We start from the raw sequence: 16,840 nt of genomic DNA, 5'->3' as shown, positions 1-16,840 counted from the left end.
CGCCTCTTAGCGATTCAACGGTGGTGAGTCTTACTCTAGAGTTGCTAAGTATCCCTTAATTCTGTTGATGTGACTTATTCCCCAGTTTCTAAACGCTCTTTAGAAAATAGGAAGCTGCTAAGCCATCTCTGGACGATGCACTAATCGACAAAGCTATGTAGCGATAGATTTTATCCCTGTCGTGTGTAGTTAGCGTAGTTGTGCAGCAGCATCATTATCAAACGAATTTCCTTTTTGTTCAACGCTATTTCCGTAGATTTACAGAAGCTTCAAAGATGTTAGCATTTAGACCATTAAGCAACCTTACATAGAGCGTCAGTCGTCTGCTATGTGTTGAGCGAATATCTCAATTTGACTCGCACAGGTGTTGTCTTTTGCAGCTTCTCTAACTGATACTCGTTCCACCGCAGACCGATCAAACAAGCGACCGTCAGCATGTATCCGGGTTCCTGCATCTGCGTGAAGATAAACCCGTGAATCAAAACTGTAAGCATTAGCACTCTGGAGGCATCGTCTACACAGAGGTGTCGCCATACCACCATTGCCAGATAGAGATAGGCTAGTAGGCCGATAAAGCCAAAGTCGCCCCAAAGCGCAGACCAACCCCAAAATGGCGAAAAGAAGCTGCTGCGATCGCCCAACCAACTATTGGCAACGGCCGCCCAAACAGCATCGCTTACGGGGGAAGTTGTAGAGCCCAGGGGCGAAAGCAAACTGCTGTAATCTTTGAGCATCCAGCCTCCAAGACGATCTACTGTATGTCCTGGCCCTAGCCCTAGAAGCCAGTTTAGAGGAGTTTGAAAATGCTCGATCATGATCCGGATACCCGCTGTTTTTAAGAGCGTTGCATCTCCATCGGGGCCATAAAGACTTAAATCGGCCCACGTTTTAAATGCGCCGAGAAAGGGAAAGGTATTTACACACCAGATAAAGGCATATAGAAACAAGGCAAGCCCAATGGTGTATAAAAACAACCTTCTGATATCCACCAAATTAATGAACACCATCAAAGCATAAGCAAGGACTAGGACAACGATCACCTGTTTTGCATCAGAGATGATAATGTGAATGAGGCTGAGGCTGGCGATCGCAATCCGAATCCACATCGGAGCCTTAAACAAGTGGGAAAAGGTGTATAAGCTCAAACTTGCAGACACCGAAGCCCCGACGACATGTCCTGAACCTGAAAAATAAAATACGCCCTGCACCGAATCACCGAAATGACCTAATACCACGAACTGAAACAGCGCCAGAATTAGATGAAAAATTAAAAACCCTAAAATCCAAAATCTAAACTCTTTAACCTGTCCAGGAGAAGAAGAAAGCTTCACCGCTGACACTAGAAACATAAATGGTTCAGCCCAAAGCAAAAAACTAACTAAAATATTAATCACTCCGACACCATTCAAGAAACCACTGGCAAACCCAATGATGGCAAATAGATAAAGGCCAATCAGCATCTCAGCATGCATGAGAGCATATTGAGCTTTGATTTTCCGACTGGTGATTAAAAATATGCCTACAATGAGGGGAACTATTGCAAAGTGTACAAAGTTAACGGCTGACGGAGCGCCCCAATTATCTAAGATCCGTGGAAAGAAAACGGTGGCAAAGGCGATCGCTAGTAGAGTCGAAACACGAATAGTTTTGAACCCATTCAAAAAATTCATATCTAATATCGTCTAAGTTTCAAAACGCGATCGCCAACTTAAAATGTCCTGAATACATGGGAAACTAAGAGATAAAATCTGATGTTGTTTTTTTGGAAAGCTGGGCATAGATAGTCATGATTCGCTGATAGTGATGCTCAACGTCATAGTAGTTTTCAAACTCCTTTCTTGCCTCAAGCCTCATCTGGGCAGCCAGTTCGGGGTGATTTACGAGCTTGAGAACAGCGTTCACCAAATCATCTATGTTTCCTGGCTGAAAATGCAGTCCGGTTCGTCCTGACTCTACTAGTTCGGCGATCGCCCCAATGTTAGACGCAATCACAGGCGTACCCTTGGCAAACGCCTCTACTGCTACTCGTCCAAAGGTTTCATACCACTGGGAGGGAAAGATCAAACAGGTGGCCTCCCCAATGAGGTTATATACCTCATGAACAGGCTTACGACCCAGCCATTCCACCTGCGCTAATCGGTCTGCCGCCGCTTTTACTTGGGGCGCTAAAGGGCCATCCCCAATGATTTTAAGGGGAATAGTTTGATCCAGGCGTTCCCAGGCCGCCAGCAACGTATCCAGCCCCTTTTCAACCGAAAGCCGACCCACATACAGCGCATATCCACCTTTCCCCGATCCAATACCCGGATCAGGATGAATAAAATGAGGTTTCACAACGATTTTCTCAGCAGGTATACCTCCCGTGATGAAAACCTGGCGAGCAAACTCTGTCAAGGCAATGTACCGATCAACGGTCTTGATCCAGGTCTGCATCAGGTTGTGTATGCTCAGCATGGTGGCGACTCCAGCACTCGCCAAGGGGCTGTTGCGATAACATCGATGCTGTACCCCAGGATAGGGAATTGGTTTGCCTAAGCAGTCTGTACAGACCTGACCATCGCGGTAAAAGAGCGCATTAGGACACAGCAAGCGATAGTTGTGTAGGGTTTGCACAACAGGTACACCTGCATGGTGTGCCGCATGATAGACCGATGGAGAGATCAGGGGAAAGAAATTTTGGACATGCACCACGTCATAGGCGTGAGTCTCTAGCAACTTCTGAATCGAGCGATAGGCAGAGCGTGACCAAATCGTTTGGAGAACGAGCTGGCTTGCCTTTAATTCTGATAGGCGATCGTTGGTTTCCTCATAGACATCAACGATATGACCTCTTTGACGCAAAAGCTGTACATCCGCCTCAAAACATTCATCTTCGCCGCCCCGAATCTGGTAGCGATTGTGAACCATCAAGATACGCACGACACTTTCTCCACCTGCATCGCCAAGCTTTCATAGAGATGGGCTAACTCATTCCCTTTCGATTCCCAACTATGGAAGCTTTGGACCAGTCGTTTGCCTGCATCTCCCATTCGCTGGCGTAGATCACCATCATGGGCCAGCTGCCGCATCCCGTCCGCCAGGTCGTGAATCGACTGTTCCGGGGTCATCGCAGATACCTTAAAGCCAGTATCCTTGGTCACTTGCACTGCAGGTCCTCCCAAATCGAGACAAAGAACGGGTCTACCGGCTGCCATTGCCTCTAAGCAAACCCATCCTCCCGAATCATGCAAACTAGGATGAACCAATACATGGCATTGACCTAGTTTTTCCAACACCTGTTCACGCGGAAGCCTTCCCAAAAACGTCACCTGCGATTCAATCTTTAAATCCTGGGCGAGCTGTTGAAGCTGATCCCATTCTGGCCCATCCCCACAAATCCAATATTCAGCATTGGGTAAATCCGCTTCCGCAAAGGCGCGCAGTCCTAGGTAGAAGCCTTTCCAGTGCAGGAGTCGCCCCATACTAATAAAGCGAACTGGAGCATTCGCAGGCTGTCCCAATTGCGAAAGGCGATCGATTTCATCGCTGGACAGCCCTGATTCCGTGGCAATTTCAACGTCCATTGCGCCCATTGCGTAGAGTCGCCGAGCGGTATCGTGGGTTGTGGCACGGATAACGGCACTGCGTCGAATTGTGAGGCGAACAAAGGGATCAAGCTCTCCGACCGTACGAACGCACAGTCTGGCGAGTTCATAGGCTTTGGCGCGCAGGCTAAAGTCTTTCCAGAAAGATCGAGGGGCGGATTCGCCACCCCCCACCGGCCCCCACACGAGCGGAATCGGCAGGAGGGACAGAAAGCAGGGGCTAGAATATTTCACAAACGTGACATGATGCGCCACGTCGAAACCAATGTCACGATGGAGACGCTGTGCGACAAAATAGGCTTGAATTTGCCATAGGTAATAGTGGATCTGCATTGCGCCCGATTGTCCCCAGCGCATACTGTCTTGCCAGAAGGGAAGCGTGAAATAGACAATGTGGAGGTTGGGAACCGGGTTCTGCGAAAGTTCCGCTTCAATTGCGTCTTTGCTTTCATCCGGGCGGGTCAACACCCAAACGTTATGGTGTTTGGCGATCGCCCGTGCCATATTCCAGCCCACCCCTGGCTCAGAGCCGCGATTGGGTTCGCAGGAGTAGGCAGAAATCAAAACGTTAAGTCGTTTCATACGCTACTCCTCATCGAGAACCGATCGGGTTTGAACCAAAACTCGAGCTGTAGTTTGCTATACTGCCAGATCCACGCCATCAGTTTTGCCAGAAATAGAGGCAGTCCTGCCAAGAAACCGTATCGCTCAATGAACACAAAGAATCGAGTGGGAAGCCGATAGGGAGATTTTTTGTCCCAGAAGAGCGCCGTTAGAATTTGAGCGGGGGTTTGTCCCGGACGGAAGTAGTCTTTGAAGTGGAGGCGGGCATGCACTGGGCCGAATAGAACGAGCGGCAAGTCCCCAATTAAATAGGCTTTGAATCCGGCTCTGGTTGCCCGTAAGGTATACATATCATCACCAGAATAGTGGGGAAATCGCTGCGTATCGGGCAAACCCACATGCGAGATGACCGTGGCAGGCATCCCAACACACCAGCCAGACATACCGTTGACTTCCAGACACTCGCCGGGCTTTGCGGCGCAGCCTTGTCGATTTTGAAACCCGTTGTGCTGAATGGTGGCCTCATCGAGTTCTCCGGCATAGCAGGTCGGTGCCGCCAGGGTATTGGGATGAGTTTGCATAAAATCAACTAAGCTGGGAAGCGTGCCGGGCAAAGGCATGCAGTCATCATTCATCCAGATGATATACTTCGCTCCCTGGCGGTAGGCATATTCCATGCCCATCGCTGTGCCGCCGGTCCACCAGAGGGTGCCATCTCCCTGCAAGATCACGACCTCTGGATAGGCCGCCTGAACAGCATCGGCAGTTCCGTCGGTTGATCCATCATCCACGATTACCACTTGATATCGTTGTAAATCACCGTTAGTCTGCAAATGCTGAAGGCAATTCAGGGTGGTGACTTTGCGATTGTGAACGGGAATCACAATATACGCCAAGGGACGTTCAGTCATAGCAAGGTTTACTGCTCAGCAGCTTGGCAGAAGAGGTCATAAAGTTCATAGGCACGAGTCCGCATCTGGATCAAGCGATCGCCCCTCGATTCGCTATAGAATTGCTCCCGAAGCTGGTCTTTGATGCGTTTCCGTTCTTCAGAGGGAAACCCAACATTCGGCTCGCGTTGGCCTTTGGCAGCCCAGCCCTCTTCTTGCAGCTCAAAGCAGCGCTTCACGTTTGCTTCAGTATGCTCAAATTCAGCGAACGAACTGCCAAACCGTTGATTCACGCGACGAATCACCTGACCAAAGTCAGTGGTAACCTGCTGAAACGTAGACACAACCATCTGATCTTTGAGGTCTAAAATCCCTTCATGAAAATCGAGATAGCTCTGCAAGGCTTGGCGAACCAGCAAGAACGGAGAGAGGATGACGTAGGATAAAACAGCTTCTTCTGGATCTCGCACTGTTACTAAGGTGGGAAGGTTGTATTGAATTCCGGTTCGCACTTGGGCGGCGGCGTGGAGATGGTGAGCCACTCGGATAGGTCGTTGCTGCGCCATCTTGAACGCGGTCACGGCAAAAGAGTTCCCAGAACGAGGATAGGCCTCAATGACGATTTCAGTCTCTCGGCTTACCACTTCTGGATCATAGAAGTGTCCGGGTTGATGTTTGCTGCGGGCTAAGGGTAGATAGAGCGCAGGATATTTCGCAATCTGACGACGCACTTCATGACGAGCGCGGGATAGTTTACTCGGGAAGGAATAGAGGTTGGATTGGGCGGTTTGTGTAGAGGTGCAATCAGGTGCTTCAGTGGATTGGGTTTTCATGGTGGTTTGGTTACACAACTGGATATACAAAACTCATCGACTGAGTGCTTTAGCGTATCAACACGTCCCAGCGCTGTGTGGGACTGGCGATCGCCCATCCATCTAGTCCAAATGCATAATCAACCAACGCGCAAAATGATGGATGAGTCGTTGCCCCTCTTGTTCTAGATACAGACGAAAAAAGCAGAATCAGCAATGTTTCAAGCCAGCCTACAGAAATGCCGATTAGACATAAACTTTCTGGGGTTGCATGCCAATGTCATGCTCAAGGATGTGTTGAATGGCATCTAAATCAACTGAAAAGTTGCTGTCTCGATGGGTTTCCGCACCACACCAATAGTGATACTGATGGGAACGGCTTTCGCAAAGGAAATAAAAGTACGGGACGACATAGGGCGTGGGAAATAGCTCTAGGACGGTGGTATGTGGCGAAAAGATGAGGTTTGATAATCCTGCCCCATGCGCCGCAACAATATACTCGCAGTCGTAGAACAGTTCAATCTGCTCGGCAAAAGATAGATTTTCGAGATAATATCGCTGAAACCCATAGGGCGCGAGGAGTTCAAACAAGGCATCCTCGTTGAGGATAAACCGAGAGCGAGTCTTTTTGTGGGGTTTCACGGCGCGACTAATAAAGATGCGTTGATTCTTCTTGGAGGGGCGCTGGGGCGCAACAGTCTGATCTAGCAGGGTTAAATATTCCTGAGGGAGATAAGCGGCGTAGTCTTGGGTGAGAAACGAGGGAAAGATGAGCGTTTCGATGCGATAATTTCTGTTTCGGTCCACAGGATAAAGTTTGACGTTGGGCGGCAGAATGGACTGAAGTAGATGTTGCTCAACGTCTTTAAGCGGATCGACGTAGAGAAGGTTAATTTCGGGAATCCGTTGATAGTCGGGATGATGCAGTAGAAACAGTCGGGGAATGTTATCGATTAAAGTATGGTAGAAATTTCGTTCTTCAAAGGAGCGAAAAACAGTACAAATGCCAGCCACAGGTTCGGTTTTACGAAAATGGACAGAGATATCAAACCGATGCCTGGGAATTTTGACGGTGCTAATAGAGTCTTTGAGAACGCAAAAGGGATTGAGGAGAATCGTGTTGTACTGGCTGCAATAAATAATGTTTTCGAGCGTGGCGGTGTAGATCTTGGAAGAGGTGTAGGTTGTTTTTTGGAGATGCCGAGCGTCTGACCAGAAGACCATATTTTTGGGAATATGCGTCGGTATGGCTCGTTCAGAAAATGAAGAGAGGGTAAGCAGATAAGGGCTATTCTGTGAGGTTAAAGAAACTCGACGAATCAGCGCTGCACCCAGGAGCTTTCGAGCAACTCTGCCAAGCTTATCGATAGATTGAAATGGTATGGCTTGGATCATAGATATTAGCCCCATCAAAAATCATGTGTTGATTAGTTATTAGGTTGCTTCTTGATATTGACCTGAAGGTAAAAACTTAAACACAACCTTTAAAGGCTTCTTGAGTCCGTGAAGTAAGCGATTAGGCTTTGGTAAAATAACAGGCAAAATGGCGCGATCGTAGTCTCGATCGACAATCAGATAGGGATTCTCCTTCAGAGGGAAAGAAAGGTCATACATGCGCTGGTTTTCCAATCCTTTACGAGCCTTAACTGTATGCGTTGCATCTTGATGTCCAAACCCCAAATTAATAACTAGATTTCTAGAAGGAACAACACAAAGGCCTGACTGAACAAACCGTGCAAAATCCCACTGATAATCCCAAGCATCAATCTTGTTTTCAATGGCGGTTTTCCAATGTAGCATGCGACGGCTGAACTCGTACTGTCCTGTTAACACATCATTGAGCCTGTTTTGAATTTCTGGATTGTTCAGCAGTTTCATATCTGGATCGTAGTATTGCCAAGCTCGCTTCCATGTTGCCCACCCCCAAATACATCCGCTATATGAAAAATGATAGTCTTGGCGATCGCTTTTCCATTGATCGAGAAGGTTAGTTCCAGCGATCTGCATGACTCTATGATCATGTCGGTATTTGCGTAAAAAATGGTTGCAAAAGTAGAAAAAAGCGTCGTTAGGTATGCAATCGTCTTCTAGGATTATTGCTTCATCTACAATGCTAAACGCCCAGTTAATAGCGCTAATAGGGCCATGTTTACAGCCCAAGTTAGTTTCTGCATACTGCCGATATACTTCGCAATCCCAATCGATCTTTTCGGTAATTGCCCTAGCGTGTTGGCACTTTATAGCTTCATCAGGTTTATGGGAACGGGGAGCGTCTGCTGAAATCAGCAACTTGGAAGGCTTGATCGATCGAATGGCTTCAAAGACTTTCTGAGTTGTATCTGGTCGATTGAAGATAATGAGTAAAACTGGAGTATCCATGTCAATATTTAGTGCTGTGGAAATGCCAATCAATTGAAGAAGTCACTTTTTCAAATTCAGTGCTTTCATTGGGCACCTCGATTAATTGCCTTATTGAGAATTTCAGGAGTCTGAAACCCTTGTTTTCTCGTAGTCATTCTCAAGAGGATCTGAATTTTTCGAGGTGCCCCATTATTTCTCTTCTATAGCTATTGAGTTTGGCAAGCTTAGGCCGGATGTCTCGCCGATATATCAGAACAGTTTTAGAGCCATAGAAAGGCATGACGGGATCTAACCGAAGCTCTTGTGTCTTTCCTTCGGCAACCGCCTCTATCAACCTAATCCATCGTGTAATGATTTGATCCTTCTGAGACGCAAACCATTGAGCAACTGATATTGAGCGCTGTTGTAGTTCGCGGTATCGTAATGGATCTTCCAGTAGCCATTCAGCTCTTTCGGCTATATTTTGATGACCATTAATGACTAGCTCTGGGAAGAAGCGCATACAGTCTGACATGCCATAGTCATCGGAAGCGATAACGGGCACTCCGCAAGCCATACATTCTAGAGGCGAAGCAGGAAAAGCTTCAGTAAATCCAGTTGGATTAAGAATGGCTAAATCACATTGTTTAATAATGTCGAATTTCTCTTCACCTAGGTTCCCATGAAAAATAACTTCGCCATTCTGAATATCGTTTTCAGGAATATATTTCAAAATCTCCTTAGCATAGTCTGGAGACGCAGGAACTAGATCAAATTCTAGCTTTGAGCCATAGGTGGAAGCGGAGCCAATTACATGCAGTTTTACACCTGGAATTTGCTTTTTTAATTGATTCCAAGCTTTGGCAACTTCTACAAAGCTTTTTCCAGGAATCAATGCCCCAAGGCTAACAATGTTAATGTTTTGACAATTAGATTCTTTCTCAAGAGAAAGCTTTTCTAAACTAGAAGATCCAAAGATGTTTTGAATGTGATAAATATTTGATTTCGAAGATTTGTTTGAGTAAAACTGATATACTCCGACACAAACAATATGCTCTAGATCAACTTGATCTGTAATTTCTCTAAGATATACGTCAAACGGATGATGACTCCAACATATCAACTTATTCTTTATGTTTTTAATTAAATCGGGATCAACTTTTCTAAGCAGTGAAACACAGGATATTATTAGACTCTGTCTCTCAGGCAAACAAAATCTAAAAAAGTCTCTAGGATTTTCAAAAACCAGTTGTTGAACAAAAAAGTCTTTGATTTGTATTTTGCTTTCACTGACTAAAACAACGTCTAAATCTGGGCACAATTTAGCGATTTCTATTGCAAGCTTTATAGCAATGAATTCAGTTCCACCTACACCTGGGTTCTCTCCTTTCAAAGAGAACTCTTTAGACTGGGCAGCAGATGAAAAAACTGGAATATATATTTTGATTTCTGATTTCAGACTCATGCCAGATCCTAATTGTAACTGAATGTTGACCAATAACACCTCTAAAAAATATTTCTAAACCCTACAAGCCTAAAGTTAGAGGTGTGATTTCAGAAGTGGATTATGCATTCGATATCCATTCAACATTTGGAAATCTACTCTCCAAAGAGTATTCATAGATAGCCCTGCACTTATAATAATTATTTGCAAAAAAGCGAACTCTCTTACCTAAAAGTGCGGATGGAATAGCAATATGCAGTCGATTGGTATTAACTGTATGGAACAGATCAATATACTCTATAATCTTTCTACTGGTAAAATATGAAACTGACTCGTTATGAGTTCCATAGCAAATAGACAACGAAAGATCTATGTTATCCTTGGGAAGCTCAAAATCAGTTTTTTCACTATCCGTCCTGAAACAATTTAGTTCTTCAAATTCTTTTGTATTTAAGCGCTTCTGAAAACTTTTTACGAAGAAATCAATGTCATTAGAACTCAGATGTTTTGGCGACGGGAATTCATACTGCCTCTTGTCTTGCATCAAGGCATAATATATCTTTTTAAGACTGTTGCTGAAATAGTTTAATTGCTTTTCTTGGAAAAGTTTTTCAATATTCAGGCTAAGCCCTAAGTCATCCATCAACAAAACATTCGCTTTCAGTGCTTTAGCTTTCACATATTTGTAGGAAACTTCTTCTCTGCAAATTATCTCGACATTACTTCCAAGGCGAGCTAGTAAATCCTCATGTGTATTTATGGTGTGTGGAAGAATTACAAACTTGTAAACTAGATCATGATATTTCTCAAGAATCTTTCGAGCTGCTCCATGATAGTTGTTAACCAAATTACCTCCGCCACCGTAAAGAATAATTGCTTGTGACAGATTAGAAGGTTCTGAAGAACGAGTGTTCAACTTGTTTTGTATTGCTTGCCAGGGAAAGATTGTATAGTTTACAGCGCACTCCTTAAGTAATTGAAAGGTTGCAGCAGCAATTATAGAATCCCCGCCATTGCCTGGATTTGGATAATAATATATGGGTCTATTTAGATCGCGTAAGGAGTTAAGATACTCTTTGATGTATGTCGTCATTGCGTCTTTCTGGCTACTCCTAAGTTAAATTTCAATCGGAACTGATATTTGTACTCGTTACAAAAAATATCCTGTAAGAATCACATAAGCCTCTAGATAAGAGAAATCAATATCATGATGGTCTGTCAAGACATTCAAACAGAAATCAGCATAGTGATATTTTAAAAGTATTACTTAATTTCTTGAACCATTGTTCTAAAACTAGGACTAGTCGCTACCAGATCTTGATAATTTCCTTTTGCAGCTAGCCGTCCCTGATTGAGTTCAAAAATGACATCGCACTTCTCCACCGTGCTGAGACGATGAGCAATCAAAATCACCGTAAACTGACGGCTTAACCCATGAATTGCCGCCATAACTTCTCTCTCCGTTGCATTATCTAAAGCACTCGTTGCCTCATCAAAAATAATGACGGATGCTTGCCGATACAACGCCCGCGCAATGCCAATCCGCTGTCGTTGTCCACCCGAAAGACGCACCCCTCGCTCTCCCACATAGGTGTCATATCCTGCAGGGAGTTGAGCAATGTACTCATCAATCTGAGCTAAGCGAGCTGCCCGACGCACCTGCTCAAAATCGATATTCTCCTTAGGAATCCCAAACGCAATATTTTCCGTAATCGTTGCGTCCGTTAAAAAGATACTTTGCGGCACATGGGCAATACATTGCTGCCACTGGCGCAACCGCTCTCCCTCCAATGGCTGACCGTCTACGCATATCATTCCCTTTTGGGGTTTCAGCAATCCTAAAATTAAGTCTGCGCTGGTACTCTTACCGCTGCCCGTACTCCCCACAAACGCTACCGTAGTCTTCGCGGCGATCTTGAAACTGAGATCCTTTAAGACCCAATCTGAATCATTACCGTAGCGAAACCACACCTGATCAAACCGCAACTCCTCTTCAAGCGGCAATCCGTTACTCGGCAACCAAACCAGCATCGGATCAACCGATCGCTGCAGCGCAATTAATACCCGCTGCAACGATGCCCGCGCACTCTGCATTTGAACGATCGCACCAAACACTCCCTGTACTGTTGGCAACAATCGATTTGCCCCCAGCGCCAAACTGCCCAGCACGGGCAAAACCTGAGTAAAGTCTCCGCCGCGACCCATACTTAGCGCGAGTAAACCGATGGCAGACATCGCCAGCGCTTCAATAATGTATCGTGGCGACTGAGAAATCACCTGGTTAGAGGCAGTGGCATGACGATAGGGACTATCCGCCTCTTTGTACACCTGCTGAAAGAACTCGTGCGTTCCCCCAATCAGCACATCTCGAATACCACCAACCCCCTCTTGCACCACTTTGATCTGCTGCTGATTGGTTTCGACGAGGATTTGGCTGTTGCGGGTGAGCAACTTACGCCGCCAGCGATAGAGCACTGTGTAGGCACCGCCAAGCGCCACCGCAGAAATAGTCGCCGCCTGGGCATCAATCAGAAACAATCCGCCGACCAGAGCCAGCACGACTAAGCTGTTGGTTACAAGCGTGAGCAGCGGAATAAAGATAAAGCTGGTTAGCTTACGCGCATCAACCGTGACTAAATTAATTAAATCGTTGCTGCTGTGCTGCACATGAAAGCTATAGGGCTGCAACAATGTTTTGCTAAAAAGCTGACAGCTAATATCGCTACCCAATCCCGCCCCAAGATGCGTTTGCACATTGAGCGTCAAAAGACGGAGCGCATTTGCCACCAAGACGGCAACGACAAAGACGAGGGCAAGGATGGCAACGAGCTGTCCTGGGGTTTCAATTCGTAGGGTTTCCCAGAAGGGCTGCCATTGAGGGGAGGTTAAGATCCGCTCTGCATTGCTGAGTGCGCCCAAAAAGGGAAAGACTGCGCCTAGACTGATCACCTCGCTTAGGGATGAGGCCATCATCAAAATGAGCAGCAGCCCTAGCTGACGTTTCCGGCGACGGCTGAGATACCCCAATAAATGCCAGATTTCATGAATTAAACTATTGCGTCGCTTTCTATTACTCATACTCAATAACTTTCACCAATCTGGGTTCTTCGTTGCCTATAACTAGATTTGCCGTGCTTACGGAAGCGACTACCTCTATACAATCAGTGAAGATAAGGATATTTATAAATCCTGTTAAGTTACTAGCCGCATAGGCAAAGGGATTCTCAAGAGAATAGCGAATACCTGCCTGGGCTGCTAGATGAATCACATAGTCAAATTTTTGATTCCTAAATATATAGCAGGGGTCAGGAGGTCAGGTCTGAAGTCTTAGCTGCATCAAGGTTTTCAGTTTGATGCTTGTCCTAGCCATTCTGTCCCCTGCTATATCTAGAATCTCGTCTCGATTAAAAATATCAACGTGCTTAAACGTAAGATTTGGATACTCAAGAATGGTATCTAAGCGATCGCGCTTCAGTTGGACATCATAGTAGGGATTTAAGTTGTCGATTCCGTAGACATCAACTCCCTCAGCAAGGAGACGCTGTGCAAGAGCATGACCAATGAAGCCAGCAATTCCAGTAACAAGAATATTCATGGAGCTATGCTATGCCGACGAATTGAGAACTCGAACTTCGATGAAAAATTAACAGATTGACTGAGGTAAAGAGAGGTATTAATGAATATGCTCATGGTGAACATTGCATTGAATAAGCTCTGGGTAGATAGCAATCAAGAGAGATAAACTAATAAGGTGACGACTGTAACCAGACTGGAACAACATAGAGGGGTTCGAAGAGCTATTTAATTGTAAGTTTCAGAGTGCCTTAAATTGTCACTTCGGGAGAGTCGTGGAACATTCAAAGATTAATGGCGATCGCCCTATCCTGATTTGCAATCTATCTATGACCTTAGGACATCGATTTTTAGATTCCTGTCAATCTAATCAGTGCAGCACAATCTTAGCCATGGCTCATCAACAAGTTCACTCAGGGTTAATCAAAATCCGGAATAATCCAGGAGTTTTACGGAACCCTCTCGATTCTCTGGATCAATGCTTATTACGGAGAATAAATTTAAATGCCTTTCAAGCCCGACTGCATCGCTAGTCCAGCTTCCAAACAAAATTTCGGCTGAGCTTCTGGTGTGACATTGGCCTCCAAATAGCTTTTCAGAGTGGCGATTACTTTGGAAACACTCTCGTCCAGTGTTTCTAGATGAGTCTGGCAATCTACTTCAGGAGCCAATGGTGGCTCATAGGGATCATCAATGCCAGTAAAGTTCTTGATTTCTCCGGCTCTTGCTCGTTTATACAAACCCTTAACATCTCGTGCTTCACACGCGGCAAGTGGGGCGCTTACATAAACTTCTATAAAGTTGCCAATTCGCTCCCGCACTTCCTCTCGCACTGCACGGTAGGGAGAAATCGCAGATACTAGTACAATTACTCCGTTTCGAGTCAACAATTGAGACACAAATCCGATGCGACGGATATTTTCATCACGATCTTCCTTCGAGAACCCTAATCCTTTAGTCAAATTCTCTCGCACGATGTCACCATCTAACACTTCAACTGCATATCCCTGCTGTCGCAATTGAGCTTCTACTGCCTGGCAAATAGTCGTTTTACCTGCACCGCTGAGTCCTGTAAACCAGACTGTTACGCCACGCTGTTGCATAAATCTTCTCCCGGATAAGTGGTGACTGAGTTGAGTGTTTTAAGGGCTCCAAAATGGTTTCTAGGAATGAGTCACCCTAAATACCTACCAAAGGCTTCATTGCCTTGATGAGTTCTGCTGCTACTTCAGGGCGCGAAAACTCAGGCGGGGGAAGCTCTCCACGTCTCAGCATTTCACGAACTTTTGTTCCTGATAGATGAACACGTTCTTCTGGAGTGCTAGAACTCGTCTTTGAAGTTGCCATTTGCTGGGTTCGTGTGCAGTAAAAGGCATGTTCAAACTTCATTGGCGTAATACCCAATAGCTCTGGATCAAACTCGTCAAAAATATGCTGTGCATCATAGGTGCCATAGTAATCACCAACACCTGCATGATCCCGTCCAACAATGAAGTGGGTGCAACCATAGTTTTTGCGAACGAGCGCGTGGAAAATTGCTTCACGCGGGCCAGCGTAACGCATTGCTGCAGGGAAAATTGCCAGGATGACACGATCTCTTGGAAAATATTTTTCTAGCAAGATTTCATAACAGCGCATCCGCACATCTGCAGGAATGTCATCACTTTTAGTTGCGCCGACGAGTGGATGAAGGAAAAGACCATCTACGGTTTCCAACGCGCATTTTTGAATATATTCGTGGGCACGGTGGATGGGATTACGAGTTTGGAAGCCAACGACTGTTTTCCAGCCTTTTTCGCGAAACTGAGCGCGAGAAGCCGCAGGGTCAATTTGATACGCCGGGAAGAGGGGATGCGGATTGCGCGTTAGCAGATAGACGGGGCCTGCTAAGTTTACTGCGCCCTGTTGATAAATTACTTTGACACCAGGATGCTTTTCGTCATCAGTGCGGTAGACGCAAGCTACCTCACGCGATTTGTCGTAAGTATATTTCTGCGTTAATTCGAGAACGCCTATAAACTGACCACTAGTGTCATCTAGTCGCACCAGACTTCCTTCTGTAAGTGACGCAGCAATTTCTTCTGAAACTGGGAGGGTAACAGGAATTGACCAGGGTAGCCCGTTGCTTAGATGCATTTGGCTCACAACTGAGTCATAGTCGTGCTTCTCCATAAACCCAGTTAAAGGGCTGAATCCACCGATGGCGATCATTTCTAAGTCGGAACGAGAGCGATCGTTAATGGTGATTCGCGACAGATAGCTCGCTTTTTCTAGAAATTCTTGTTTTTGATCGGAAGTTGCGATGCGATTCACCAGTCGCCCACCATGGGGAGCGATCGTATCCTTGTAATGACTCAAGGTATAACTCCTCTGCTAACGCTACAAAGTACTTCGAGGTAGAGTTAGCACCCTGGCAGACTAATACTATCTATGCTCTGGGAACATCAAAGAAAAGCCAGCTTTTCTACAAACACCTTCTTTCAAGCTACTTAAAAAAGCTTAAATGCCTACAATTCTTGATAGACTTTACGCCAGATCCATAATTCATATACATCTGTCAGATAGTTAAATTGGCTTCACCAAAGCTTGGTAGTTTTCTCGAGCACTAGTTGAACTTGTTGAAGTAAAACTATGCGTTTAATGCTTTAAGAATAGCATCATGTAACATACCGTTGCTTGCAATAATGCCCTGATTTTCTTGGAGCGATCGCCCAGTCGAGAATTGCAGAGGTCGCCCTCTCATATCTGTAACTCGTCCTCCTGCTTCCTCAACGAGGATACTACCGGCAGCATGATCCCAGATTTTCTCCCGATAGTTAGGTGATGCTGGATTGGGTAAGCGCAGGTACAGTGCAGCTTGTCCTTGGGCAATCATGCCATATTTTGCTTGACTGTCCATGCGAATGGAGGGTGCCTGAATTCCAACACTTTGAGCTAAAGCTTCCTGTTTTGAATGATCGCTATGCGCTGTTTCAACACCTTCTACAAATCGGAGTTTTTGTTGATCATTGGGATTCGCAACATGAATGGAGTGGACATCTGTTTGGTTAATTCCTCTTCGATAAGCACCTTTATTCCTGATTGCATAGAATAGGACTCCTCGGTCTCCCTCTGGATGGTCCAGTTCTAAAGGCAGGGACGGGCAAGCCAGTATGCCAAGCTTTACTTCTCCATTTTCGATAAGTGCAAGGGCGATCGCATATTGATCTCCACGCAAAAATCCTTTAGTCCCATCAATTGGATCAAGTGTCCAATAGCGTGCTTTAACTGTTTCAGAACTTCCTCTATCAATCCAATCAAGTACTGACTCGGCATCTACATCCGGCGTTACACGCTTTACAAAGCGCGTGACCTGCTGCAAACATCTAGTCATTTCAGGGCGACGTAAACTTGCAGCATCTTCTTCTGCAACGATTGCATCATTAGGAAAAGTAGAAGCAATGGTTCTACAAATCAGAGCCTGTGAGGCAAAGTCTGCAATTGTGACCGGACTGCGATCCTGTTTTTCTATACCCTGAACAAACACCTCTTTTTGCACCATTTCACACAGCTTTGCAGCAGCAACAACAGCAGCGATCGCTGTATTTTGTTCGGAAATATATTTAGAAGACTGTTCTGAAGGACAAAGCATAC

Annotated in this window: 13 protein-coding genes and 1 pseudogene; all 14 read right to left on the bottom strand. The window is 45.6% G+C overall.

Annotated elements, in window-relative coordinates:
• Positions 1–326 precede the first annotated feature (326 nt).
• Positions 327–1,670 carry a hypothetical protein gene (locus tag HNI00_RS12815; RefSeq protein ID WP_316786723.1) on the bottom strand — a complete coding sequence of 448 codons (1,344 nt, stop codon included), beginning with the start codon at positions 1,668–1,670 and terminating at the stop codon, positions 327–329.
• A gap of 64 nt (positions 1,671–1,734) precedes the next feature.
• A complete protein-coding gene (locus HNI00_RS12810) occupies positions 1,735–2,919 on the bottom strand; it encodes a glycosyltransferase family 4 protein (RefSeq protein WP_316786721.1) in 1,185 nt (394 codons plus the stop codon).
• Positions 2,907–4,166, bottom strand: a complete 1,260-nt coding sequence (locus HNI00_RS12805; protein ID WP_316786719.1) for a glycosyltransferase — start codon at positions 4,164–4,166, stop codon at positions 2,907–2,909. Before HNI00_RS12805 ends, HNI00_RS12810 begins: the two co-directional genes overlap by 13 nt.
• Complete coding sequence (locus HNI00_RS12800; protein WP_316786717.1) at positions 4,163–5,059, bottom strand: glycosyltransferase family 2 protein; 897 nt, start codon at positions 5,057–5,059, stop codon at positions 4,163–4,165. Before HNI00_RS12800 ends, HNI00_RS12805 begins: the two co-directional genes overlap by 4 nt.
• Positions 5,060–5,067: 8 nt before the next feature.
• Positions 5,068–5,871 (bottom strand): hypothetical protein, encoded by an 804-nt coding sequence (locus HNI00_RS12795; protein WP_316786715.1) that lies wholly within the window; start codon positions 5,869–5,871, stop codon positions 5,068–5,070.
• 225 nt (positions 5,872–6,096) lie between these two features.
• On the bottom strand, positions 6,097–7,245 hold the full coding sequence (locus HNI00_RS12790; RefSeq protein ID WP_316786713.1) for a glycosyltransferase family 61 protein: 1,149 nt from the start codon (positions 7,243–7,245) through the stop codon (positions 6,097–6,099).
• 39 nt (positions 7,246–7,284) lie between these two features.
• Positions 7,285–8,229, bottom strand: coding sequence for a glycosyltransferase family 2 protein (locus HNI00_RS12785; RefSeq protein WP_316786712.1), 945 nt, complete (start codon positions 8,227–8,229; stop codon positions 7,285–7,287).
• 139 nt (positions 8,230–8,368) lie between these two features.
• Positions 8,369–9,655, bottom strand: coding sequence for a glycosyltransferase family 4 protein (locus tag HNI00_RS12780; protein ID WP_316786710.1), 1,287 nt, complete (start codon positions 9,653–9,655; stop codon positions 8,369–8,371).
• A 100-nt stretch (positions 9,656–9,755) separates the two neighbouring features.
• The gene (locus tag HNI00_RS12775; RefSeq protein ID WP_316786707.1) at positions 9,756–10,727 is read right to left on the bottom strand and encodes a polysaccharide pyruvyl transferase family protein; all 972 of its coding nucleotides are present in this window, start codon (positions 10,725–10,727) and stop codon (positions 9,756–9,758) included.
• A 170-nt stretch (positions 10,728–10,897) separates the two neighbouring features.
• A complete protein-coding gene (locus HNI00_RS12770; protein ID WP_316793429.1) occupies positions 10,898–12,712 on the bottom strand; it encodes an ABC transporter ATP-binding protein in 1,815 nt (604 codons plus the stop codon).
• A 94-nt stretch (positions 12,713–12,806) separates the two neighbouring features.
• Positions 12,807–13,229, bottom strand: a pseudogene (locus HNI00_RS12765) (GDP-mannose 4,6-dehydratase); the annotation flags it as partial.
• Between the two features lie 478 nt (positions 13,230–13,707).
• A complete protein-coding gene (gene cysC / locus HNI00_RS12760; protein ID WP_316786705.1) occupies positions 13,708–14,310 on the bottom strand; it encodes an adenylyl-sulfate kinase in 603 nt (200 codons plus the stop codon).
• Positions 14,311–14,386: 76 nt separating this feature from the next.
• Positions 14,387–15,565 carry a sulfate adenylyltransferase gene (gene sat / locus HNI00_RS12755; RefSeq protein ID WP_316786704.1) on the bottom strand — a complete coding sequence of 393 codons (1,179 nt, stop codon included), beginning with the start codon at positions 15,563–15,565 and terminating at the stop codon, positions 14,387–14,389.
• Between the two features lie 271 nt (positions 15,566–15,836).
• Complete coding sequence (locus tag HNI00_RS12750; RefSeq protein WP_316786702.1) at positions 15,837–16,838, bottom strand: 3'(2'),5'-bisphosphate nucleotidase; 1,002 nt, start codon at positions 16,836–16,838, stop codon at positions 15,837–15,839.
• Between the last annotated feature and the right edge of the window lie 2 nt (positions 16,839–16,840).

The sequence above is a fragment of the Thermoleptolyngbya oregonensis NK1-22 genome (genome assembly GCF_032705245.1).
Classification (GTDB): domain Bacteria; phylum Cyanobacteriota; class Cyanobacteriia; order Elainellales; family Elainellaceae; genus Thermoleptolyngbya; species Thermoleptolyngbya sichuanensis.
Note: the sequence above shows the minus strand (reverse complement) of the source record. Positions and strands in the feature narration are given on the sequence as shown.

Bases quoted from the DNA above. Each gene is read 5' to 3' on its own strand.
- HNI00_RS12795 (WP_316786715.1), bottom strand. From the start codon at position 5,871: ATGAAAACCCAATCCACTGAAGCACCTGATTGCACCTCTACACAAACC.
- HNI00_RS12815 (WP_316786723.1), bottom strand. From the start codon at position 1,670: ATGAATTTTTTGAATGGGTTCAAAACTATTCGTGTTTCGACTCTACTA.
- HNI00_RS12750 (WP_316786702.1), bottom strand. From the start codon at position 16,838: ATGCTTTGTCCTTCAGAACAGTCTTCTAAATATATTTCCGAACAAAAT.
- HNI00_RS12785 (WP_316786712.1), bottom strand. From the start codon at position 8,229: ATGGATACTCCAGTTTTACTCATTATCTTCAATCGACCAGATACAACT.
- HNI00_RS12790 (WP_316786713.1), bottom strand. From the start codon at position 7,245: ATGATCCAAGCCATACCATTTCAATCTATCGATAAGCTTGGCAGAGTT.
- HNI00_RS12805 (WP_316786719.1), bottom strand. From the start codon at position 4,166: ATGAAACGACTTAACGTTTTGATTTCTGCCTACTCCTGCGAACCCAAT.
- HNI00_RS12780 (WP_316786710.1), bottom strand. From the start codon at position 9,655: ATGAGTCTGAAATCAGAAATCAAAATATATATTCCAGTTTTTTCATCT.
- HNI00_RS12770 (WP_316793429.1), bottom strand. From the start codon at position 12,712: ATGAGTAATAGAAAGCGACGCAATAGTTTAATTCATGAAATCTGGCAT.
- HNI00_RS12800 (WP_316786717.1), bottom strand. From the start codon at position 5,059: ATGACTGAACGTCCCTTGGCGTATATTGTGATTCCCGTTCACAATCGC.
- HNI00_RS12775 (WP_316786707.1), bottom strand. From the start codon at position 10,727: ATGACGACATACATCAAAGAGTATCTTAACTCCTTACGCGATCTAAAT.
- cysC (WP_316786705.1), bottom strand. From the start codon at position 14,310: ATGCAACAGCGTGGCGTAACAGTCTGGTTTACAGGACTCAGCGGTGCA.